Annotated in this window: 21 protein-coding genes and 1 tRNA gene; 7 read left to right on the top strand and 15 right to left on the bottom strand. The window is 69.0% G+C overall.

Annotated features, from left to right (window positions below):
• Positions 1-80 precede the first annotated feature (80 nt).
• The 7 genes from ROP_RS03020 to ROP_RS02990 all read right to left on the bottom strand — a co-directional run bounded on the left by ROP_RS03020 (position 81) and on the right by ROP_RS02990 (position 7535).
• Positions 81-2261, bottom strand: coding sequence for a malate synthase G (locus tag ROP_RS03020; protein WP_012687886.1), 2181 nt, complete (start codon positions 2259-2261; stop codon positions 81-83).
• A gap of 132 nt (positions 2262-2393) precedes the next feature.
• On the bottom strand, positions 2394-3359 hold the full coding sequence (locus tag ROP_RS03015) for a sulfite exporter TauE/SafE family protein (protein ID WP_012687885.1): 966 nt from the start codon (positions 3357-3359) through the stop codon (positions 2394-2396).
• Between the two features lie 262 nt (positions 3360-3621).
• Positions 3622-4866 (bottom strand): saccharopine dehydrogenase family protein, encoded by a 1245-nt coding sequence (locus tag ROP_RS03010; RefSeq protein WP_012687884.1) that lies wholly within the window; start codon positions 4864-4866, stop codon positions 3622-3624.
• A 35-nt stretch (positions 4867-4901) separates the two neighbouring features.
• Entirely contained in the window at positions 4902-5312 is a 411-nt protein-coding gene (locus ROP_RS03005) for a DUF2784 domain-containing protein (protein ID WP_012687883.1), read from the bottom strand.
• Positions 5313-5399: 87 nt separating this feature from the next.
• Positions 5400-5816 carry a universal stress protein gene (locus ROP_RS03000; protein WP_043824137.1) on the bottom strand — a complete coding sequence of 139 codons (417 nt, stop codon included), beginning with the start codon at positions 5814-5816 and terminating at the stop codon, positions 5400-5402.
• Positions 5817-5921: 105 nt separating this feature from the next.
• On the bottom strand, positions 5922-7376 hold the full coding sequence (locus ROP_RS02995) for an SDR family oxidoreductase (RefSeq protein ID WP_012687881.1): 1455 nt from the start codon (positions 7374-7376) through the stop codon (positions 5922-5924).
• Positions 7377-7449: 73 nt separating this feature from the next.
• Positions 7450-7535 (bottom strand) — tRNA-Leu (locus tag ROP_RS02990).
• A 111-nt stretch (positions 7536-7646) separates the two neighbouring features.
• Between ROP_RS02990 and ROP_RS02985 the strand changes: the two genes are divergently transcribed.
• Both ROP_RS02985 and ROP_RS02980 read left to right on the top strand, forming a co-directional pair.
• Positions 7647-8999 (top strand): M20/M25/M40 family metallo-hydrolase, encoded by a 1353-nt coding sequence (locus ROP_RS02985; RefSeq protein ID WP_012687880.1) that lies wholly within the window; start codon positions 7647-7649, stop codon positions 8997-8999.
• Between the two features lie 34 nt (positions 9000-9033).
• Positions 9034-9564, top strand: coding sequence for a YbhB/YbcL family Raf kinase inhibitor-like protein (locus ROP_RS02980; protein WP_012687879.1), 531 nt, complete (start codon positions 9034-9036; stop codon positions 9562-9564).
• Positions 9565-9634: 70 nt separating this feature from the next.
• Here the strand turns inward: ROP_RS02980 and ROP_RS02975 are convergent, their stop codons facing one another.
• From ROP_RS02975 to ROP_RS02965, 3 genes are read right to left on the bottom strand one after another with little or no spacing between them, the layout of a single operon-like run.
• A complete protein-coding gene (locus ROP_RS02975) occupies positions 9635-10705 on the bottom strand; it encodes a quinone-dependent dihydroorotate dehydrogenase (RefSeq protein ID WP_012687878.1) in 1071 nt (356 codons plus the stop codon).
• A gap of 10 nt (positions 10706-10715) precedes the next feature.
• Complete coding sequence (locus tag ROP_RS02970; protein ID WP_012687877.1) at positions 10716-10955, bottom strand: DUF5703 family protein; 240 nt, start codon at positions 10953-10955, stop codon at positions 10716-10718.
• The gene (locus tag ROP_RS02965) at positions 10956-11966 is read right to left on the bottom strand and encodes a hypothetical protein (protein ID WP_012687876.1); all 1011 of its coding nucleotides are present in this window, start codon (positions 11964-11966) and stop codon (positions 10956-10958) included.
• 184 nt (positions 11967-12150) lie between these two features.
• On the opposite strand from ROP_RS02965, the gene ROP_RS02960 reads away from it, so the two are divergent.
• Complete coding sequence (locus ROP_RS02960; RefSeq protein WP_043826212.1) at positions 12151-12504, top strand: hypothetical protein; 354 nt, start codon at positions 12151-12153, stop codon at positions 12502-12504.
• Between the two features lie 10 nt (positions 12505-12514).
• On the opposite strand, the gene ROP_RS02955 is transcribed toward ROP_RS02960, so the two are convergent.
• The 5 genes from ROP_RS02955 to ROP_RS02935 all read right to left on the bottom strand — a co-directional run bounded on the left by ROP_RS02955 (position 12515) and on the right by ROP_RS02935 (position 17206).
• Positions 12515-13393, bottom strand: coding sequence for a heme ABC transporter ATP-binding protein (locus ROP_RS02955; protein WP_012687874.1), 879 nt, complete (start codon positions 13391-13393; stop codon positions 12515-12517).
• Positions 13390-14460, bottom strand: a complete 1071-nt coding sequence (locus ROP_RS02950; protein ID WP_012687873.1) for a FecCD family ABC transporter permease — start codon at positions 14458-14460, stop codon at positions 13390-13392. Before ROP_RS02950 ends, ROP_RS02955 begins: the two co-directional genes overlap by 4 nt.
• Positions 14457-15497 carry a heme/hemin ABC transporter substrate-binding protein gene (locus ROP_RS02945; RefSeq protein ID WP_012687872.1) on the bottom strand — a complete coding sequence of 347 codons (1041 nt, stop codon included), beginning with the start codon at positions 15495-15497 and terminating at the stop codon, positions 14457-14459. Before ROP_RS02945 ends, ROP_RS02950 begins: the two co-directional genes overlap by 4 nt.
• On the bottom strand, positions 15494-16180 hold the full coding sequence (locus tag ROP_RS02940; protein WP_012687871.1) for a heme oxygenase (biliverdin-producing): 687 nt from the start codon (positions 16178-16180) through the stop codon (positions 15494-15496). Before ROP_RS02940 ends, ROP_RS02945 begins: the two co-directional genes overlap by 4 nt.
• Positions 16181-16276: 96 nt before the next feature.
• Positions 16277-17206 carry an aldo/keto reductase gene (locus ROP_RS02935; protein ID WP_012687870.1) on the bottom strand — a complete coding sequence of 310 codons (930 nt, stop codon included), beginning with the start codon at positions 17204-17206 and terminating at the stop codon, positions 16277-16279.
• Between the two features lie 236 nt (positions 17207-17442).
• Between ROP_RS02935 and ROP_RS02930 the strand changes: the two genes are divergently transcribed.
• From ROP_RS02930 to ROP_RS02915, 4 genes are all read left to right on the top strand, one after another.
• Positions 17443-18288 (top strand): undecaprenyl-diphosphate phosphatase, encoded by an 846-nt coding sequence (locus ROP_RS02930; RefSeq protein WP_043824135.1) that lies wholly within the window; start codon positions 17443-17445, stop codon positions 18286-18288.
• Between the two features lie 40 nt (positions 18289-18328).
• A complete protein-coding gene (locus ROP_RS02925; RefSeq protein WP_012687868.1) occupies positions 18329-19027 on the top strand; it encodes a histidine phosphatase family protein in 699 nt (232 codons plus the stop codon).
• 125 nt (positions 19028-19152) lie between these two features.
• Complete coding sequence (locus tag ROP_RS02920) at positions 19153-19746, top strand: DUF3090 domain-containing protein (RefSeq protein ID WP_012687867.1); 594 nt, start codon at positions 19153-19155, stop codon at positions 19744-19746.
• A gap of 3 nt (positions 19747-19749) precedes the next feature.
• Entirely contained in the window at positions 19750-20553 is an 804-nt protein-coding gene (locus ROP_RS02915; RefSeq protein ID WP_012687866.1) for an SCO1664 family protein, read from the top strand.
• Positions 20554-20609 lie beyond the last annotated feature (56 nt).

Raw genomic sequence — 20609 nt, 5'->3', positions numbered from 1 at the left:
TGTAGTGATGCGCGGCGTCGAGCCCCCTGACACGTGAGTGGCGAAGTGTCCCGGGGGACGCTTCGCCACTCACGTGGGGGTCAGGCGTTGGCGGCTTTGTATTCGCGGCGGCGGCGGTGCAGGATCGGCTCGGTGTAACCCGAGGGCTGTGTGGTGCCGTCGAGGATCAGTTCCTTCGCGGCCTGGAACGCGATGTTGGTGTCGAAGTCCGGGGCCAGCGGCCGATAGGTGGGGTCGCCCTGGTTCTGCCGGTCCACCACCGGCGCCATCCGCTGCAGCGAGGCCACGACCTGCTCGGCGGTGACCACCCCGTGCCGGATCCAGTTCGCCAGCAACTGCGAGGAGATCCGCAGGGTCGCCCGGTCCTCCATCAGCGCGACGTCGTGGATGTCGGGGACCTTCGAGCAGCCGACACCGGCGTCGATCCACCGGACCACGTACCCGAGGATGGACTGGCAGTTGTTGTCGAGTTCCTCCTGCTTCTGTTCCTCGGTCCAGTCGGTGTCCGGGGCCAGGGGGATCGTCAAAATTTGGTCGAGACCGGCCCGCCGGGTGCCCTTCAGTTCGTCCTGGACGGCGAACACGTCGACCTGGTGGTAGTGGGTGGCGTGCAGGGTGGCCCCGGTCGGGGACGGCACCCAGGCGGTGTTCGCGCCGGCCTTGGGGTGGCCGATCTTCTGCTCGAGCATCTCGGCCATCAGTTCGGTCATCGCCCACATGCCCTTGCCGATCTGCGCCCGCCCCTGCAGCCCGCAGGCCAGGCCGATATCGACGTTCCAGTCCTCGTAGGCGCTGATCCAGGTCTGCTGTTTCATCTCGGCCTTGCGGATCATCGGCCCGGCCTCCATCGAGGTGTGGATCTCGTCGCCGGTGCGGTCGAGGAACCCGGTGTTGATGAACACCACCCGCTCCCTGGCTTCGTGGATGCAGGCGGCGAGGTTGACGGTGGTGCGCCGTTCCTCGTCCATGATCCCGACCTTGATCGTGTTCGCGGGCAGGTTCAGGACCTGTTCGACGCGACCGAACAGGTCGGTGGTGAACGCGACCTCGTCGGGGCCGTGCTGTTTGGGTTTGACGATGTAGATCGACCCGGTGCGGGAGTTGTCCAACGGCCCGGTCTGCTCGGACCGGGACAGCCCGTGGATCGCGCACAGCGAGGTGAGGAGGGCGTCGAGGATGCCCTCCGGGATTTCGGTGCCGTCCGGGTGCAGGATCGCCGGGGTGCTCATCAGGTGCCCGACGTTGCGGACGAACAGCAGCGACCGCCCGTGCAGGGTGAGCTCGCCCCCGTCGGGGGCGGTGTAGGTGCGGTCCGGGTTGAGGCGGCGGGTGAACGCCTGCCCGCCCTTGGTCAGCTCCTCGGTCAGATCACCGCGGTTCAACCCGAGCCAGTTGCGGTAGCCGATCACCTTGTCGTCGGCGTCGACGGCGGCGACGGAGTCCTCGAAGTCCATGATGGTGGTGACCGCGGACTCGAGCACCACATCCTGGACGCCGGCCGCATCCGTCTGACCGATCGGGGAGGTCGGGTCGATCTGGATTTCGGCGTGCAACCCGTGGTTGCGCAGCAGCACCGACGACGGGGCGGCCGGGTCGCCGAGGTAGCCGACGAACTTACCCGGGTCGGCCAGTCCGGTGCTGGTGCCGTCGGCCAGTGCCACGGCCAGGGCGCCGCCGTCGACGGTGTAGCGGGCGGCGTCGGCGTGCGAACCCGACCGCAGGGGGGCGGCGGTGTCGAGGAAATTGCGGGCCCAGGCGATGACCCTGTCGCCGCGGACCCGGTTGTAGGAGTCGCCCGGCTCGGCGCCGCCGTCCACGCCGATGGCGTTGGTGCCGTACAGGGCGTCGTACAGCGACCCCCAGCGGGCGTTGGCGGCGTTCAGCGCGAAGCGGGCGTTGAGGACCGGGACCACCAGCTGCGGGCCGGCGGTGGAGGTGATCTCCGCATCCACGTTCGCCGTGGACACCGCGAACGGGCCCGGCTCCGGCACCAAATACCCGATCGAGGTCAGGAACTGCCGGTACTCCGCCGGATCGGGGGTGCCGGTGTGGTCGCGGTGCCAGGTGTCGATCCGCGCCTGCAGATCGTCGCGCACCGCGAGCAGCGACCGGTTCCTCGGGGCCAGGTCCTCGATCACCTTCACCGCACCCGACCAGAAACCGTCGACGTCGATCCCGGTCCCCGGCAACGCCTCCTCGTTCACGAAGTCGTAGAGCACCTTCGCGACCTGCAGACCGCCGACCTCAACACGCTCAGTCATGAAATGACTCACCTTCCGCTATCGGAGCACCGGACGGGTGCCATGAACCGCGACCAATGTTACCCGCTGGTAAGGATGCGGTGTGGCGGTTGTCCGGCGGCTTCTCGATCCGGGCGGAGGTGTGAGGAGAACTCAGGCCTTCTCGCCGGTGGACGGCTCCAGGGACTGTGTTTCCGGCTCGCTGGGGGTGTCGATCTCGGTGTCGATCCGGTGCAGATCGCCCGCGGCCTCCGCGGCGCTGAGACGCGAGCGGCGCCAGGCGACGACGAGCAGTCCGGCCCAGACCGCGACGAGGGCAATGTAGCCGAGGGTGGCGACGACGCCGGTCACCTCGAACGTCTTGAACAGCTTCTGCGCGTTGGTGATGATGATGATGCCGCCGACACCGGTGCCGAGAAGAGTGGCGGGCACCCGGCTGACGAGCCACGCGGCGACCGGTGCGGCGATGATTCCGCCGAGTGCCAGACCCGCGATGATGGGGATGTTGTCGAAGAAGTCGCTGCCGAGCCCGAAGATGAATCCGATGCTGGCCGCGGCGGACACCAGGAACTCCGACGCACTGACCGAGCCGATGACCGTGCGGGGTGCGGTCTTTCCCCGCGACAGCAGCGTGCTGGTGGTGATCGGCCCCCAGCCGCCGCCACCGCTCGCGTCGATGAATCCGCCGAACAGTCCGAGTGGCGAGAGGAACTTCGCCGTGTGCGGCGACGTCCGGGCGTCGTTGACGGCGGGCGGGCGGATCGAGAAGCGGAGGAGGACGTAGACGCCGATCGCGAGCAGGATCGTGGACGTCACGGGGACGGCGGCGGCCGTCGACAACTGCGACAGCACCGTCGCGCCGAGGAACGCGCCGATCGCGCCGGGGACGCCCAGGCGGAGGACGAGCGGCCAGTCGATGTTGCGGAACCGCCAGTGCGACGCGCCGGAGGCGAGCGTGGTGCCGACCTCGGCGAAGTGGACCGCTGCGCTGGCGTGGGCAGGCCCGACGCCGCTGAACACGAGCAGGGTGGTCGCAGTCACGCCGAACGCCATGCCGAGAGCGCCGTCGACCAGCTGGGCACCCACGCCGACCAGCGTGAAAATCAAGAGCTTGAACATCGAGACTCCGACCGAGAGAGCGAACCGTCAGGGCAGCAAAGACCAGCGAGCAGGCTGGTCAGCAACATCCCTGGTCGAAGGCATGGCCTCGGCGGGAGGGCCAGAAGGGCATGAGGGCGAGCGAGGCCGCGGGGCCTGCCTGCGCGCTCGTGCCGTTCACTCGAACTCCCGAATCTCTCGTCATGTGCACGGCCGTCCGCGCACAAGGATCGACATTAGCGGCAGGAGTGGGCGCGTGTCACCTTCACACGCGCCCAACCGCTCACAGTTTTCGCGCAGAGATCTCCATACCCGCGTCGCGCAGCCGTGCAACCAGCACGTCGCCGAGTGCCGTCGCCGGGGTGAGAACGCCTGCCGCGTCCGGCAGCGCGTCGCCGCCGAGCACCAGACTCAACGCGGATTCGCCGAGCATCACCGCGGTGGCGCGGTAGCCGGGGTCGCCTTTCGCCTTCACCCGCGACGTGTAGTGCGCGCCCGTGGTGGTGGTCGTGTACAGGTCGACGGTGAAGTGGCCGTTGCGTTGTGCCTCCTCACTGGGACCGTCGCCCGGTGAGGGCAGAACGCGGTCGAGGACGTACCGGGTGGGCGGGAGGGCCATTCCGGCGATCATCGCGCCGAGGCCGGCCGTCACCGCACCCGCGATCACCGGCGTGATCGGGGAACTGCCGACGTTCATGACCTCGCGGTACTTGAATTCCCGGCCGTACGCCCAGTCGCGGAGCGCGTTGCTGCGCCGCACGACCCGCGTGTTGTACGGGCCCATGAAGAACGGCGCCTTCCAGCCCTTGACGCCGGGCGCGATGGTCTTGCCGTCGACGACGCCCATGTCGGACTGCTTGCCGAGATCGGGTTCCTTCGACCGGTCGGGGCTCAGCGAGTACGGCGAGGCCGCGAGACGCCGCGAGGCGGCATCCTTCTTCGACACGTCCACCTGAGTGCGGAGCGAATCGATCGTGCCGCCGCTGACGCCGCCGCGCAGCGACGTGACCACCAGGGTGGTGTCGGTGAGTTCGCCGGCGCCGTCCTCCCGGACCTTCGCGTGCAGGACGTGCACCCCGAGGTCGGACGGGATGGAGTCGAAACCGCAGGAGTGGACGATCCGGGCGCCGGTCTCGCGGGCCCGTTCGTGGTTGGCGTCGATGCTCTCGCGGGCGAACAGGACTTCTCCGGTGAGGTCGACGTAGTCGGTGCCCGCCGCGGCGCAGGCCGCGGCGAGTGCGTGTCCGTACTTGGCGTAGGGGCCGACCGTCGTCGCGACCACACGGGTCCGTCCCGCCAGGGTGGCAAGCGACGCGGCGTCGTCGGAGTTCGCGACGAGGACGGGCCAGTCCGCCGCGCGCGGACCGAGCGCGGACCGCACCGCTTCCAGTTTGGCGGCCGACCGTCCCGCGAGCGCGATCCGCACCCCGTCCGGAGCGTGCTGTGCAAGATAGTCGGCGAGAAGTTTGCCTACGAAGCCGGTGGCCCCGTAGACGACGAGATCCAATTCACGTGCGCTGTCTGTCATGGCACGACCCTACTCGCCGGTAGGAAAGCATGCGGTCAGAGTTCGGCACCGCCGGGGCGGGTCGGTGCGAGGGGTGTACGGGTGCGGGTCCGCAGGACGACGTAGCCGGCCCACGAGGTGACCACGCACAGTGCCACGAGGGTTTGGATCGCTCCCGCGGCGGATTCCGGGTAGACCACGCCGGTGAGGTAGTGGGAGATGAACCCGGAGGAGGGGAGCGGGTCCTGCCCGGCGCGGACGCGGGCCCAGCTCTCCAGATGCGTGAGCGGGCAGTCGATGCCGACGATCAGGCCGGTGAATCCCCAGGCGACCGCGGCCAGGTGGACGACGATGGTGCGCGGCCACCGCCAGGCGAGAAAACCGCCGCACACGACGTAGAGGATGAAGGTCAGGTGCGCGACGACCGTCGCGTCCGCGACGACCTCGTAGAAGACCACACTCCCCATCGATGCACCCCTGACCTCCGAAATGTCCCCCCAACGCCATCGTAGGCGCGGGCTGCCGGGAACACGGGGGAACGGGCTCGAGGGGAATCAGGCCGAGCCGCGCGCCTCTTCCTTGACCACCAGGATCGGAATGTCGACCTCGAGCAGGAGACGCTGCAGCCATCGTTCCAGGAGGAATTTGCCGACCGGGGACATGCGCCGGGTGCCCACGACGAGCAGGTCCGCCCCGCTGTTGTCGACCAGCGCGCGCAGTGCGCTCACCTGATCGCCGTCGTGTTCGCCGGTGCGCAGTTCCCACGAAGACTCGCCGACCCCGCCACCTTCGAGCGTCGCCTGGATCTCGGCGCGCAGCGCGGACCGGTCGGACTCGGCATCCTGCCCGGGGTCGTCGTCGAGCACGTGGAGGACGAGTAGCTGTTCCCGTCGTTGCACAGCCTCGCGGGCGGCGTGGACGATGGCCGCCCGGCCTTCCGGGCTGTCTCGGTGGACAACGGCTATCGCCATGAAGCGCCTCCATATTCAGGGATCGGTACCACGTCCATTATCCCCGCGCCGGAGAGTGCTCCCGCTGTGTCGATGCTCTCGAACACGGATCCGGGTGGTGCTCGATCACCAGGGTGAGGGCTCGTAGTCCTTCAGGAAGCAGCCGTGCAGATCGACGCCCTGCTCGCCCTGGACGATGGGGTCGTAGACGCGGGCGGCGCCGTCGACGAGATCGAGGGGGGCATGGAAACCCTCGTCTGCCAGACGCATCTTCGTGTAGTGCGGCCGCTCGTCGGTGATCCATCCCGTGTCCACCGCGGTCATGAGAATGCCGTCCTCGAGCATCTCCTTCGCGCTGGTGCGGGTGAGCATGTTCAGCGCTGCCTTCGCCATGTTGGTGTGCGGATGCCCTGGACCCTTGTAGGCGCGGCTGAACTGGCCTTCCATCGCAGAGACGTTCACCACGTACTTGCGTCGGGCACCTGCCGCCGCCATCGCGGGCCGCAGCCGGGACACGAGGATGAACGGGGCGACCGAATTGCACAACTGGACCTCGAGCAGCTCGATCGGGTCGACTTCCTCGACCGTTTGGACCCAGCTGTTCGTGTGCGCCAGATCGGGCAGCAGACCGCCGGCGTCGATCGCGAGACCCTGGTCGATCCGGTCCGGAGACGCCGACTTCGCGACCAGTGCGAGCGAACTCACCGCGTCGGGGGACAGCGCAGCGCCCGCCATCACGGACACGTCGGACAGCGATCCGGCGAGCGCCGCCGGGTGGGCGTCGCTGGTCTTGCCGAACGTCAGGACGTCGGGAAGGTCGCCGGACGGAAGCGCACCGGACTCGGCGTCCGCCAGCGCGCTGTACGCACCGGGTGAGCGGCGCACCGTCTGCGCGGCATTGTTGATCAGGATGTCCAGCGGGCCCTGCGCGGCGACCGAGTCGGCGAGCGCGACGACCTGCGCCGGGTCGCGCAGATCGATACCGACCACCCGAAGCCGGTGGATCCACTCGCTGCTGTCCTCCATCGCCTTGAAGCGGCGGATGGCGTCGTTCGGGAAGCGCGTCGTGATGGTGGTGTGGGCGCCGTCGCGGAGCAATCGCAGCGCGATGTACATCCCGATCTTGGCGCGACCACCGGTCAGCAGCGCCCGGCGTCCGGTGAGGTCGGCGCGCGCATCCCTCTTGGCGCGGCTCTTCGTCGCGCACTCGGGGCACAGCTGGTGGTAGAACGCATCGACCCTCGTGTAGCGCTGCTTGCAGATGTAGCAGGGGCGGGGCCGGATCAGGGTGCCCGCGGACGCGCCGTCGGCGTTCGACGTCAGCGGGATGCCCGCGGTCTCGTCGTCGATCCGGTCGGGGGAGCCCGTCGCGGTGGCGGCGACGACCTTGCGGTCGGCCTCGGAGACGGCGTCGCGGGCCGCGATCCGCCTGCGCTTCTTCAGCTTCTTGAAAAGGTGACCGACAGCACGCTGGACCGTGACGGAATCGGGATCCGCGTCGTCGAGTTCCGCCGCCAGATCGAGAACTTTCAGGCAGATCTCGAGATCCGCCGGATCGATCGTCGTCGTTGTTTCACCCATCGAACTTCGCCCTCTCACGAAGAAGGCCCCGGTTCGATTGAACCGGGGCCTTTTCGTCTGTCTCAACTCAGAGTGTCCGAGGGGGGACTTGAACCCCCACGTCCGTTAATAGGACACTAGCACCTCAAGCTAGCGCGTCTGCCATTCCGCCACTCGGACTTGCCTGCCCCCATTTCCTGGGTGCTGCAAAAGATTAACCGATGAACCGCCACGGCCCAAATCGCCCCTCTCACCTGAGCGTTTCCGCCTGTCCGGTGGTAGGAAAGTGGAGTGCCAACTACACAGGAAACCCCAGGCCAGGGTCGCGCCGAAGCCGAAGTCGTGGATCTCGTCAGTTCGCTGATCCGCTTCGACACGTCCAACACCGGAGAGCTCGCGACGACGAAGGGCGAGCGCGAGTGTGCGGAGTGGGTGGCGTCCCAGCTGCAGGAGGTGGGCTACGAGACCGAATACGTCGAGTCGGGTGCACCGGGTCGCGGCAACGTGTTCGCACGGCTGAAGGGCTCGGACCCCGACCGCGGCGCACTGTTGCTGCACGGTCACCTCGACGTCGTCCCCGCAGAACCGGCCGATTGGCGCGTCCACCCGTTCTCCGGCGCTGTCGAGGACGGTTACGTGTGGGGCCGCGGCGCCGTCGACATGAAGGACATGGTCGGGATGATCCTGGCGGTTGCCCGCCAGTTCAAGGCGGAGGGCGTCGTTCCTCCCCGCGACCTCGTGTTCGCGTTCGTCGCCGACGAGGAGGCCGGTGGCAAATACGGCTGCCAGTGGCTGGTCGAGAATCGTCCCGACCTGTTCGAGGGCGTCACGGAAGCGGTCGGCGAGGTCGGTGGTTTCTCCCTGACCGTTGCCCGCCCGGACGGCACGGACCGCAGGCTCTATCTCGTCGAGACGGCGGAGAAGGGGCTCGGATGGATGCGGCTCACCGCGAAGGGGCGGGCCGGACACGGTTCGTTCCTGCACGGCGAGAACGCCGTCACCATCCTGGCGCAGGCCGTCGCCCGGCTGGGGGCGCACACGTTCCCGTTGGTCATGTCCGATTCGGTGGCAGAGTTCCTCGCGGCGGCCGGGGAGGAGACCGGACTCGACTTCGACCCGGAGTCGCCGGACCTCGACGGCACCCTCGCGAAGCTCGGCACCATCGCCAACATCCTCGGTGCCACGCTCCGGGACACGGCCAACCCGACCATGCTGTCGGCCGGTTACAAGGCCAACGTCATCCCGCAGACCGCGGAGGCCGTCGTCGACTGCCGGATCCTGCCCGGTAGGCAGGCCGAGTTCGAGGCGACGGTCGACGAACTCATCGGGCCGGACGTCACGCGCGAGTGGATCACCAAGCTCGACTCCTACGAGACGACGTTCGACGGACACCTCGTCGACGCGATGAACGACGCCATCCTCGCGCACGACCCCGGCGCCCGGACCGTGCCGTACATGCTGTCGGGCGGAACCGACGCCAAGGCGTTCGCGAAGCTCGGCATCCGGTGCTTCGGATTCGCACCGCTGCAATTGCCCGCCGACCTGGATTTCAGCGCGCTGTTCCACGGCGTCGACGAACGGGTACCCGTGGACGCACTACTGTTCGGTACACGCGTGCTGGAACATTTTCTGCTCCACAGCTGATCCGGAAACCGATACGCGACAAGAGAGGAACCGCATGTCACACGACCCGTACGAGGCCCTTCCCGACCTGCCGAGTTTCGAGCTGACCTCCACCGACGTCACCGACGGGCAGCCGCTGAACAAGGAACAGGTCAGCGGAATCTTCGGCGCAGGCGGCCACGACAACTCACCGCAGCTGTCGTGGTCGGGGTTCCCCGCCGAGACCAAGAGCTTCGCGGTGACGGTGTACGACCCCGACGCGCCGACGGCGTCCGGGTTCTGGCACTGGGCGGTCGCCAACATTCCGGCCGACACGACCACGCTGGTCAGTGGCGCGGGCGACGACGACGGAACCGGGCTCCCGAGCGGTGCGATCACGCTGAAGAACGACGCAGGTCTGAGCCGCTTCCTCGGCGCTGCGCCGCCGGCAGGCCACGGCCCGCACCGCTACATCATCGTGGTCCACGCGGTCGACGTGGAGATCCTCGACGGCGTCACGGCCGACTCGACGCCGGCGTTCCTGGGGTTCAACCTGTTCTCCCACGCGATCGCCCGCGCGAAGATCCAGGGGACGTACGAGCAGTAATTCCGGAAAAACACCGGTGGCCGGCGATTTCCCAGGAATCGCCGGCCACCGGTCTCCGGTGCGGGTTCGGTCAGCGCACGGCGCCTGCGCCGACCGCATCGGCGACCGAGGAATAGCCGGCCTCGCGCACCTTCCGGGCCAGGCCCTTGTGGATGCGGCGAGCCCAGAACGGGCCGCCGTAGATGAAGCCGGTGTACCCCTGCACGAGGGACGCCCCGGCCAGGATGCGTTCCCACGCCTGGTCGACCGTCTCGATGCCGCCGACGGAAATCAGCACCAGGCGATCCCCGACCCGCGCGTGCAGGCGGCGCAGGACCTCGAGGGATCGTTCTGCGACCGGAGGTCCGGACAGGCCGCCCGCGCCGATTGCCGTCACCTCGTCGTCCGGGGTGTTCAGCCCGTCTCGGCGGATGGTGGTGTTGGTCGCGACGATGCCGGCGAGTCCGAGCTCGAGGGCGAGATCGGCGACCGCGTCGACGTCGTCGTCGGACAGGTCCGGGGCGATCTTCACGAGCACCGGCACGGTCACGGAGTCGAGAACCGCACGCAGGAGCGGCCGGAGAGATTCGACCGCCTGCAGGTCGCGCAGCCCCGGGGTGTTCGGGGAGCTGACGTTGACCACCATGAAATCGGCGAGCGGGCCGAGCAGATGCGCGCTCGCCGTGTAATCGGCGGGGGCGTCCGCAGCGTCCACGATCTTGGTCTTGCCGATGTTCGCGCCGATCGGGACACCGGCCCGGCGCTGACGGAGGTGATTGGCCGCGTTGCCCGCGCCGTGGTTGTTGAACCCCATCCTGTTGATCAGGGCGCGGTCCGCCGGCAGCCGGAACAGGCGGGGAGCCGGATTGCCGGGCTGAGCCTGAGCGGTGACGGTGCCCACCTCGGCGAACCCGAATCCGAGTGGACCCCAGGCGTCGACACCGGTGGCGTCCTTGTCGAACCCGGCGGCCAGCCCGAGCGGCGCCGGGAAGTCGAGTCCGAACACGGTGTTCCGCAGTACCGGATCGTCCACCACGAGAACCCTGCCCACGAGTTGGCGCAGCGGCGAGAACCGCGTGACCAGGCGCATCGCAGCGAAGGCCAGGTGATGAATGCGCTCCGGAGGAAGGCGGAACATCACCCGTAAGAGCAGGTGGTACAAGGAGGTCTCCCTAGATTGCGGGGTCGGGGACATGGTGAGCGGTCTTCTTTCGTTTGAGCAGCACTCGGCGGCTTCCGTCGGAGTACAGGCGAACCCGCGACAACTCCCAGCCGCCGAATTCCGCCTGGAGGGCCAAGCGCATCGAAGCGCTGACCCGGGTGACGTCGGGTGGCAGCCGAAGCGGCACGTACTCGTAGTCCTCGGATTCGATCTCCCACCCGGAGGGGAGTCGACGTGAATGCGATGCCATCTACGAACTCCTCGTCGGGATCTGCTGCAAACCGTCTCCCGTCGCGGAACCGATCAGGAGGTCACCGTTCACGGTATCCACAGTGACAGAGTTCGGCTGCCGGACGGTGGGATACCGGGCCGTTTCCACGCCGACACCGCTGGACAGGTCGAATCCGACCACCTCGTTGGTTCCGGTCAGCGTGACCCACGCCCGGTCGGCGGTGTCGTCGTAGGCGACGGCGTACGGCGCGAGTCCGGCCGGGAACCGCTGGCGGAGCATCAGCGTGTCGGTGGTGTAGGCGAGCAGTTCGTCGCCGGTGGTGTCGGTGACGAGGATCCGCCCGTAGTGGTCGGTGGTGAGTTGCGTCGCGCCTTCACCGGCGCGCAGCGCGACGCCGAGCGCGGAGCCGGGGACGTCGACGGCGGTGACGGACGTCTGACCGCGGTCGAGGGCGGTGAGCGAGTCTCCGACGACGGCCAGCCCGTCGACGGAGGTGAGGCCGTCGATCACCTGTGACTCGTTCGTCTCGGTGTTCACGATGTGAATCTCGCCATTGCCGAGGCCCATCGCCAGCCGACCGTCGGGCAACTGCGCGACCGAACGGACATCGCCGTCGGCGGGGACGAACGTCACCTCACCCGTGCGCAGGTCGAGCCGCCCTACCTGCGTGTTCATCGCGAGAAGGGCCACGCCCCCGGGGGCCAGGGAGACTTGGGCGACGGCCCCGTCCAGCGGAATCGTGCGCGGAGCCGCCGTGAAATCGCCGACCGGGAACAGCAGGATCTGGTTGCCTTCGCCGCCGAGGACGACGGTCGTGCGGGTCTCGGGGTCGAATGTGGTCGAATCGATCGGCAGGCCGACGGGGTGGACGACACCCGCGGGCGCGGTGCTCTGCGCCGGGGACTGCGCGGCACTCGCGGGTGCGATCGTGATCGCCTGATCTTCGTCGGAGTTCGACGAACAACCCGTGACCAGCAGAAATGCCGCTCCGATACACGAGGCGACGACGCGCGCTCCCGGTCTACCCATGTGCTGCTCCTCGGGGTTCTCTCAACGACCTACACCTGCACAACTGTCCACTAGCATCCCTGATCCGCGAAACGCCCACGAATTCGGTCGGTGCCGAGCGGGTGCCGAGGCGATACCGTGAGAAACATCGACCCCGCGCCCGGTGGTTTCCCGACCGCCGGCCCAGGTCATCGAGGAGCAGACCGTGGAAGCACCCGAAACGCCGACGTTCACCGTCGAAGACATCTCGGTCGGTCCGCACGCGCACGGCTTCGGCCGGACCGCCGAAGGCAACTCCTACGCATTCCGCGTGCGCAAGAGCACGATGCACGTCGAGGTGTACCGCGCCGACGTCGAAACCGAGGTCCCGGACCCGGACGACGTCGTGGCCTCCGCGCGGCGCTCGGTCCGGGAGATCGACCTGACCGACGAGCGCAGCATCGTCGCCGTCGTGCGCGACGCCGTGTCCGATCCCGATTCCCTGTCGGCACGGCCGGAGGACGGCATCACCGTGCGGGCGGTCCTCAGCCGTCTCGGGGCGGTCATCGACGGACTGTGACCGCCGGCCACTAGCGGTGGTCGCGGCGGGGGAGGACGAGGGTCGCGCCGGTCACCGGATGCGCGATGACCTCGACCGGGTGCCCGTACACCCGGGTCAGCAAGCCCTCGGACAGGACGTCGCGGGGAGGTCCGTCGGCTGCGACGCGGCCCTGCTCGAGGACCACGATCCGGTCCGCGTACGCGGCGGCGAGCGCGAGGTCGTGGAGCACGACCACCACCGCAGTACCCTGTTCCGCGCGGGAGCGGGCCAGGCGCATCACCGTCTCCTGATGGCCGAGATCGAGGGCGGCGGTGGGCTCGTCCAGCAGGATCGTCTCGGTCCGCTGCGCCAGCACCCGGGCCAGCGCCACGCGGGCGCGTTCACCGCCCGACAGCGCGGTGAACGGCCGGTCGGCGAACGCCACGACGTCACAGATCCGCACGGCCTCGGCGATCGCGGCGGCGTCGTCGTCGCTGCGGGGTGTGCGCGCCCACGGGGACCGGCCCATCGTGATCACCTGACGTGCGGTGAACGAGAATCCGACCGTGTTCTGCTGGGGGAGGACCGCGCGTCGCTGGGCCATCTCGAGCGCCGTCCACTCGCCGAGGTCCCGGTCGTCGAGTTCGACGCTGCCCGCGTGCACGTCCTGATCACCCGACAGCGCCGCGAGGAGTGTCGACTTGCCCGCCCCGTTGGGGCCGACGAGAACGAGAACCTCCCCGATCCGCACGTCCACGGACACGTCGTCGAGAACGGGTCTTCCACCGCGGGTGACGGCAATACCCTCCGCCCGCAGCGTCACGGCCCCCGAGGGTCGCGGCGGGGGCACCGGGTCGGTCCGCCGGAACAGGTTCTGATCGAGGGCCTCGCCGACGCGGGTGCGGAGCGGGTGGAACGACGGACTCATGCCCACCCGCCCTGACTGGCCCGGGTGCGGCGCAGCAACCAGAAGAAGAAGGGCCCGCCGACGAGGGCCGTGAGCATGCCGAGCGGGAGGTCCGCGTTGGCCACGAGCGAGCGGGCGCCCAGGTCGGCGAGCAGCAGCACGAGGGATCCGCACAGTGCGCTCGCCGGGATGAGGGCTCGGTGGCCCGGTCCGACGGCGATGCGCATCAGGTGCGGGACCACCAGTCCGACGAAGAGAATGATCCCGGTGAAGGCCACGCTGGACGAGACGAGCAGGGCGACGATCAGCACCGCGATCTGACGCAGCCGTTCGACGTCGAGGCCGAGGTGGCGTGCCGCGTTCTCGCCGAGCGAGAGCAGGTCGAGTTTCCCGGCGATCATCATGGTGGCGGCGATCCCGGCGACCGTCATCGGCGCCACTACCGCTACCGCGCTCCAAGTGGCCCCGTTGAGGCTGCCCAATTGCCAGAACACGATCTGATCGCGTGCCGCAGGGGACGCGACGAACGTGAAGAAGGCGATGAGTCCGCCGGCGAACGCGTTGACCGCGACACCGGTCAGGACGAGGGTGACGACCTCCGTCCGACCCTCGTGCCGGGCCAGGAGATAGACGGCGACGGTCGTGACCAGTCCGGCGACGAAGGCGGCTCCGGCCACCGTCCACCCGGCCGCGAACGCGCCGACGACGATCGCCGCGCTGGCTCCGACCGCGGCACCTGCCGACACTCCGATGACGCCGGGTTCGGCGAGCGGGTTGGCGAACACACCCTGCAGCAACGCTCCCGCGCATCCGAGTGCCGCCCCCACCAGGATCGCGAGGACCACGCGCGGAAACCGGACCTCCCACAGCGTCACTTCGCCGCTGGGGTGCGCGGGCATCGGCCCGAGATCCAGTCCGATTCGGTGCAGGATGCTGCCGACGACCTCCCCGGGACCGGTCGGCACCTGACCGATGCAGGCCGAGAACACGGCGGCGACGGCGAGGGCGATCAGCAGACCGCCGAGGACGGCACCGGTCCGGGTGCGTGGCGAGGACTTACCGGGAGCGTCGAGGTCTTCGACGGTCATCGAGTGGCGGCCGGGTAGACGGCGTCGGCCAGGGCGCCCAGGACGCGACCGGTGTTCGGGCCGAAGCTGAGAAGCACCCCGTCCTGCATATCCACGACCCGCTGGTTCCGGCCCGCCGGTGTCTGCGCCACTCCGGGGATCTTCTCCAGGCCCTCGATCCCGCCGATCGACTCGAGCCCCCCGGTCATCAGGAGAAGCACGTCGGGGGCGGCGGCGATCAGCGCCTCGCTGGTGATCGGCGCGAACTGCTGCGTGATCCCCGAGGCGGTGCCGGCGTCGACAGCGCCGAGCGCGTCGATCAGGGAGTCGGCCCCCGAACCCGGGCCGCCGATCATGGTGATCGCGGTGCCGCGCAGATAGAGAAACGCGATCTTCAGCGGATTCTCGCCTTCAGGGGCGCGACTGCGGGCCGCCGCGATCTCGTTCTCCGTGCGGTCCGCGAGTTCCCGGCCCTGCTCCGGCACACCGAGCGCATTCGCCACCGCGGTGATCTGGCCGGGCACGCCGTCGAGGGTGCGCGTCGGATCGAAGTAGACGACCGGCACGCCGGCCGCCCGGAGCTGATCCTGCACCGCCTGCGGCCCGATGCTCGTGTCGGTGAGGATCACCGTCGGCGCCAGGTCGAGGATGGCCTCGGCGTTGAGGGACTGCCCGCCGGGTGTGACCACCGGCACGTGCTGCGCGGCCGGGAACTCGGACGCGATGTCCCGGCCCACCACGTTGTCGCCGAGCCCCAGCGCGAACACCGTCTCGGTGAGCGTTCCGTAGCGATCCGCGGTCACGATCCGGCTCGCGTCCGTGATGGTCACGTCCACCCCGTCGAAACTGCGGACCGTGACGGGCAACGCCGGTGTCGCCGCGGACGCGAGAGGCTCAGGATTCAGGTCGTCGAGAACCGCCGTGCGCGCGCCGCCGGTGCCGCCCGCATTGTCGCCGGCACCGGAACTGCACGCCGAGACCGCCACCACAGACACCAGGAGCAGGACGAGGACGGCGAAGAGCGACCTGTTCGTGAAGGCCCGGAACATCGACTTCATCGTGCGAGATACCGGTCGATGCCCGCCTCGAGGTCGGCGAACAGGGCGCCGTTGAGGCGGTACGCGAGGTTGACCTCGTCGATCACCCGCCGCTGATCCTCCGGAGAGAGCGGCGCGGCGTCGAGTTTCGCGCGGTAGCCGTCCTTGAACACCTTCGGTTTCGGGATCTCGTCGAAGATGTAGAACTGCAGGCCGTCGGTGCTGTACCCGTAGGCGCGCTCGAGCATGCGCCGGATGATCTGCCCACCCGACAGATCGCCCATGTACCGGATGTAGTGGTGCGCAACGAAACCGGCGGGCCATTCGTACGCCACCTCGCGGAGCCGTTCCACGTAGCGGGTGGTGGCGGGCAGCGCGGAGACGGTGTCCCGCCACGACGGCCCGCGCAGGAAGGCGAGATCCGCCTCCAGCGACGGAACCCGCAACAGCTCGTCGTGGAGAAACGGCGACACGACGGGGCTGCCGGCGTGGGCGCGCCCGGCGTCCTCGAGTTCGCGGTAGACGAGGTACGTCTGCGCGAGCAGTTCGGCGTAACCGTCCGAGGTGAGTTCCCCGGCGAGCAGGGCCCCGACGAAACGGGACTGCTCGGTTTCCCGGTGAGCGGCGTCCGTGCCCGCCTTGATGCGCTCGGCGAAGCCGACGGTTCCGCGGTCGGCCGCGTCGGCCTCGTTCAGCGTGGTCATGGACTCTCCTGCGGATCTACGGACGTCGGCCGGTGGGCACCAGGTTAGCCTGCCCTGCACGTGAACTGCAGGTGCACGTGCGCCGGCCCGCCCGCGTTACGCGCTGACGTCGTCGAGCGCGGCCGCGATCGCGGCGGGCAATTCCAGCTCCTCGGCGACGAGCACTCCGGTCAGCTGGGCGATGTCCCTGGCCCCGACGACCGCGCTCGCGACGCCGGGACGGTCGCGGGCCCAGGCGAGTGCGACCGCCAGCGGGGACGTGCCGAGGCCGTCGGCCGCCGTCACGACCGCGTCCACCACCCGCACGGACGAGTCGGTGAGATAGCTCTGGACGTCCTGCGCGTGGGCTTCGTCGGCCCCGCGTGAATCGACGGGGATGCCGTTGCGGTATTTGCCGGTCAGCACCCCGCGGGCCAGCGGAACGGCCGCGAACACGCCGACGCCGTGGTGGGCGGCGGCCGGAACGAGCTCTTCCTCGACACCCCGCGCGAGGAGCGAGTACTCCACCTGGGTGGCGACGAGCGTGGTGCTCCGGGACGCGCCTGCCGCGGTCGCGAGCTGCCAGCCCAGGTAACCCCGCGCCCCGACGTACCGGACCCGGCCGCTGGACACCGCGAAATCGAGTGTGGCCGCGACCTCGTCGACCGGCGTGAACGGATCCCACGTGGCGACCTGCCACATATCCAGGTAATCGGTGCCGAGCTCGCGCAGGGTCGCGTCGAGCTGGGCGACGAGACCCCGTCGCGAGCAGTCGATTCGCGAGGGTCCCGCCGGGTTGATCCCCGAACTCGAGCTCAGGACGAGTTCCGTGCGCGGCACCACGTCGTCGAGCAATTCCGCCAGGATCCGCTGCGCTGCACCGTCGCCGTACGCGGGGGACGTGTCGACGAGGGTCCCACCCGCATCGACGAACGCCGCGATCTGCGCGGCGGCCTCGTCGCCGTCGGTGTCCCGGCCCCAGGTGAGCGTGCCCAGCCCGAGACGTGACACTCGCAACCCGCTTGCTCCGACCGATCTCTGTTCCATAACCGCCTGCGTCTCGTACCGTAGCTGCACCCCGGGCTTCGCCCCCCGAAGATGCTGGTGCCCCCCGGAACCGGTCACCACAGGAGCAGAGTAGTGGGGTATCGCGTGGCAGGGGTCCTGCCACGCCGGATTCTGCCGGAGGTCACCTGCCCCGGTACCGTGGCGCCGGTGAATTACGAACGCGACATGGGAAATTGGCGTCAGAGCGGCACATTCGGCCCCGGGGCCGGTGAGTGATGGGCGAGGCGATGACCTGGCTCCAGGCGATTGTCCTCGGTGCCGTGCAGGGATTGACCGAGTTCCTGCCCATCTCCTCGTCGGGCCATCTCCGGATCGTGTCGGAGATCTTCTTCGGTGACGACGCCGGTGCCTCGTTCACCGCCGTCACCCAGCTCGGCACCGAGGCCGCGGTGCTCATCTACTTCGCCCGGGACATCGGACGGATCATCGCCGGCTGGTTCCGGGGACTGTTTCATGCCGAGCATCGCAGTGATCTCGATTACCGGATGGGCTGGTATGTGATCATCGGCACGATCCCGGTGGGTGTGCTCGGGTTCCTGTTCAAGGACCAGATCCGCACCGGCGCCCGCAACCTGTGGCTGATCGCCACCATGCTGATCGTGTTCGCATTGGTCATCGCGGCGGCCGAGTACTACGGGCGGAAGGTGCGCCCCGTGGAAGACCTGCGCGCCAAGGACGGCATCATCATGGGTTCGGCCCAGGCGCTCGCCCTGATCCCCGGGGTCTCGCGGTCGGGCGGCACGATCAGCGCCGGCCTCTTCCTCGGACTCACCCGTGAAGCCGCGGCCCGCTATTCGTTCCTTCTCGCCATCCCCGCGGTCGTCGCGTCCGGGCTGTTCAGCCTGCCGGACGCATTCGAACCGGCCGGTGAGGGTCTCAACGCGAGCGGTCCGCAGCTCCTCGTCGCGACCGTGATCGCCTTCGCCATCGGTTACGCGTCGATCGCGTGGCTGCTGCGTTTCGTCGTCGATCACTCCATGTACTGGTTCGTCGGCTACCGCATCATCCTCGGCGTCGTCGTCCTGTCGCTTCTCGCGACCGGCGTCGTGTCGGCCACCTGAGATCGGGCGGTCGGGGAGTGCGCGACACTAGGCTGGGCCAATGACAGTTGTGCTGCTGCGCCACGGGCGGTCGACCTCGAACACCGCACACACGCTTGCCGGCCGGTCACCGGGAGTCGAACTCGACGACCGCGGCCGCGAGCAGGCGCAGGCGATCGTGGCCCGGCTCGCGGACGTGGCGATCGAGGAGATCGTGCGTTCACCGCTCGTGCGGTGCGAGCAGACGGTGGAACCGCTCGCCCGGGCGCGGGGCCTCACCCCGGTGGTGGAACACCGGCTGGTCGAGGTCGACTACGGCGAGTGGACGGGCCGCGAGCTGAAGGTCCTGCTCGAGGAACCGCTGTGGAAGATCGTGCAGCAGCACGCGTCCGCCGCCGTGTTCCCCGGCGGAGAAGGGCTCGCCCAGGTCCAGGCGAGAGCCGTCGCCGCGGTCCGGGAGCACGACGCCCGGCTCGCGGAACTCCACGGCCGCGACGTCGTATGGGTGGCGTGCTCGCACGGCGACGTCATCAAATCGGTCCTCGCGGACGCCCTCGGCGCGCACCTCGACGGATTCCAGCGCATCGTCGCGGAACCCGCCTCCATCAGCGTCGTCCGATACACCTCCACCCGCCCCTACGTGCTGAAGATGAACGACACCGGGGCCGATCTGTCCGGAGTGAACACCCCACCGGTGTCCGGCGACGGCGCCCGGGCCGAAGTATCCGGATCAGTGCCCGGCGGGGAGGTCCGCCTGTGACGATTGGCCGGACCCCGGCGGGGACGATTGACGGATAATGAACGCAGCATGCTGCGAGGAACAGTCCGACGGAACAACGAGTGGGCAGCGCCGCAGTGGGCCCGGCTCCAGCTGAAGGAGGTGCAATGTCACGCGCAATTCACGTATTCCGCACTCCTGACCGATTCATTGCCGGGACGGTGGGTGAACCCGGCGACAGGTCGTTCTATCTCCAGGCCGTACACGAGGCGCGAGTGATCAGCGTCCTGCTCGAGAAACAGCAGGTTCAAGTACTGGCCGACCGGATGGGTCTTCTCCTCGAGGAAGTCCACCGCAGATTCGGGACGGACGTTCCCCCGGAAGGGGCCGAACTGGACGACTCCAGCCCACTCGTCACCCCGATCGACGCCGAGTTCCGGGTCGGGACGATGGGCCTGGGCTGGGACGCGGACGCCGGAGCCGTCGTGGTGGAACTGCTCGCCGTCAGCGAGACGGAATTCGACGAGTCCGTCGTCCTCGACGACTCCGAGGACGGGCCGGACGCCGTGCGCGTCTTCCTCACCCCGCTGCAGGCGAGGGACTTCTCGTTGCGGTCCGAACGGGTCATCGCCGCCGGTCGCGCGCCGTGCCCGCTGTGCGGTGAGCCGCTCGCCCCGGAGGGACACATCTGCATCCGCACCAACGGGTACCGCCGCGGCCAGAGCTTCGGACTCACCCCGGAAATGGACGAGGAGGACTGACGGTTGCCTGCCGAGGAGTCCGATCCCCTGGAGTCCGGCGAGCTGACCCTCATCGGCCAGATCACCCACGCCAGCAACGCCACCCTGGTCTGCGACGCGGCCGCGGGTGAGAACACCGTCCGCTGCGTGTACAAACCGGTCCGCGGGGAGCGCCCGCTGTGGGACTTCCCCGACGGCACGCTCGCCGGACGTGAGTACGCGTCGTATCTCGTGTCCGAGCAGCTCGGGTGGGGTGTGATTCCCCGCACTCTCCTGCGGGACGGTCCGTTCGGCCCGGGGATGGTGCAGCGGTGGGTCGACACCCCGGACCGGCACGCCGACGACACCGGCGGTCTCGACCTGGTCGACATCTGCGCGCCCGACGCGATCCCCGAGGGGTGGTTCGAGATCCTGCGCGCCACCGACATGGACGGCGAACCGGTCGCGCTGATCCACGCCGACGATCCGCGATTGCAGCGGATGGCCGTCCTGGACGTGCTGATCAACAACGCCGACCGCAAGGGTGGCCATGCTCTCGAGGGTCTCGACGGTTCCGTCTACGGCGTCGACCACGGCATCTGCCTGCACACGGAGAACAAGCTGCGGACCGTGCTGTGGGGGTGGGCCGGGACGGACGTGCCGGGCGCCCTCGTCGTCGACATCGCCGAACTGATCTCCTCGCTGGAGGGCGACTTCGGTGCGCGGCTCGGCGAGCACATCACGTCGGACGAGGTCGCCGCGCTGTACGAGCGCGCCGTGGATCTGCTCGCCGCGCCCGTGATGCCCCGGCCGAACGGTCACCGGCCCATCCCGTGGCCCGCGTTCTGAGCGACCCGTTCGGAGCCCGGGGGGCGGCGGCTCCCTCCGAGGCGGAAACGCGGGTC

Source organism: Rhodococcus opacus B4, from assembly GCF_000010805.1.
Taxonomy (GTDB): domain Bacteria; phylum Actinomycetota; class Actinomycetes; order Mycobacteriales; family Mycobacteriaceae; genus Rhodococcus_F; species Rhodococcus_F opacus_C.
This window is presented reverse-complemented; position numbering and strand designations above follow the sequence as displayed.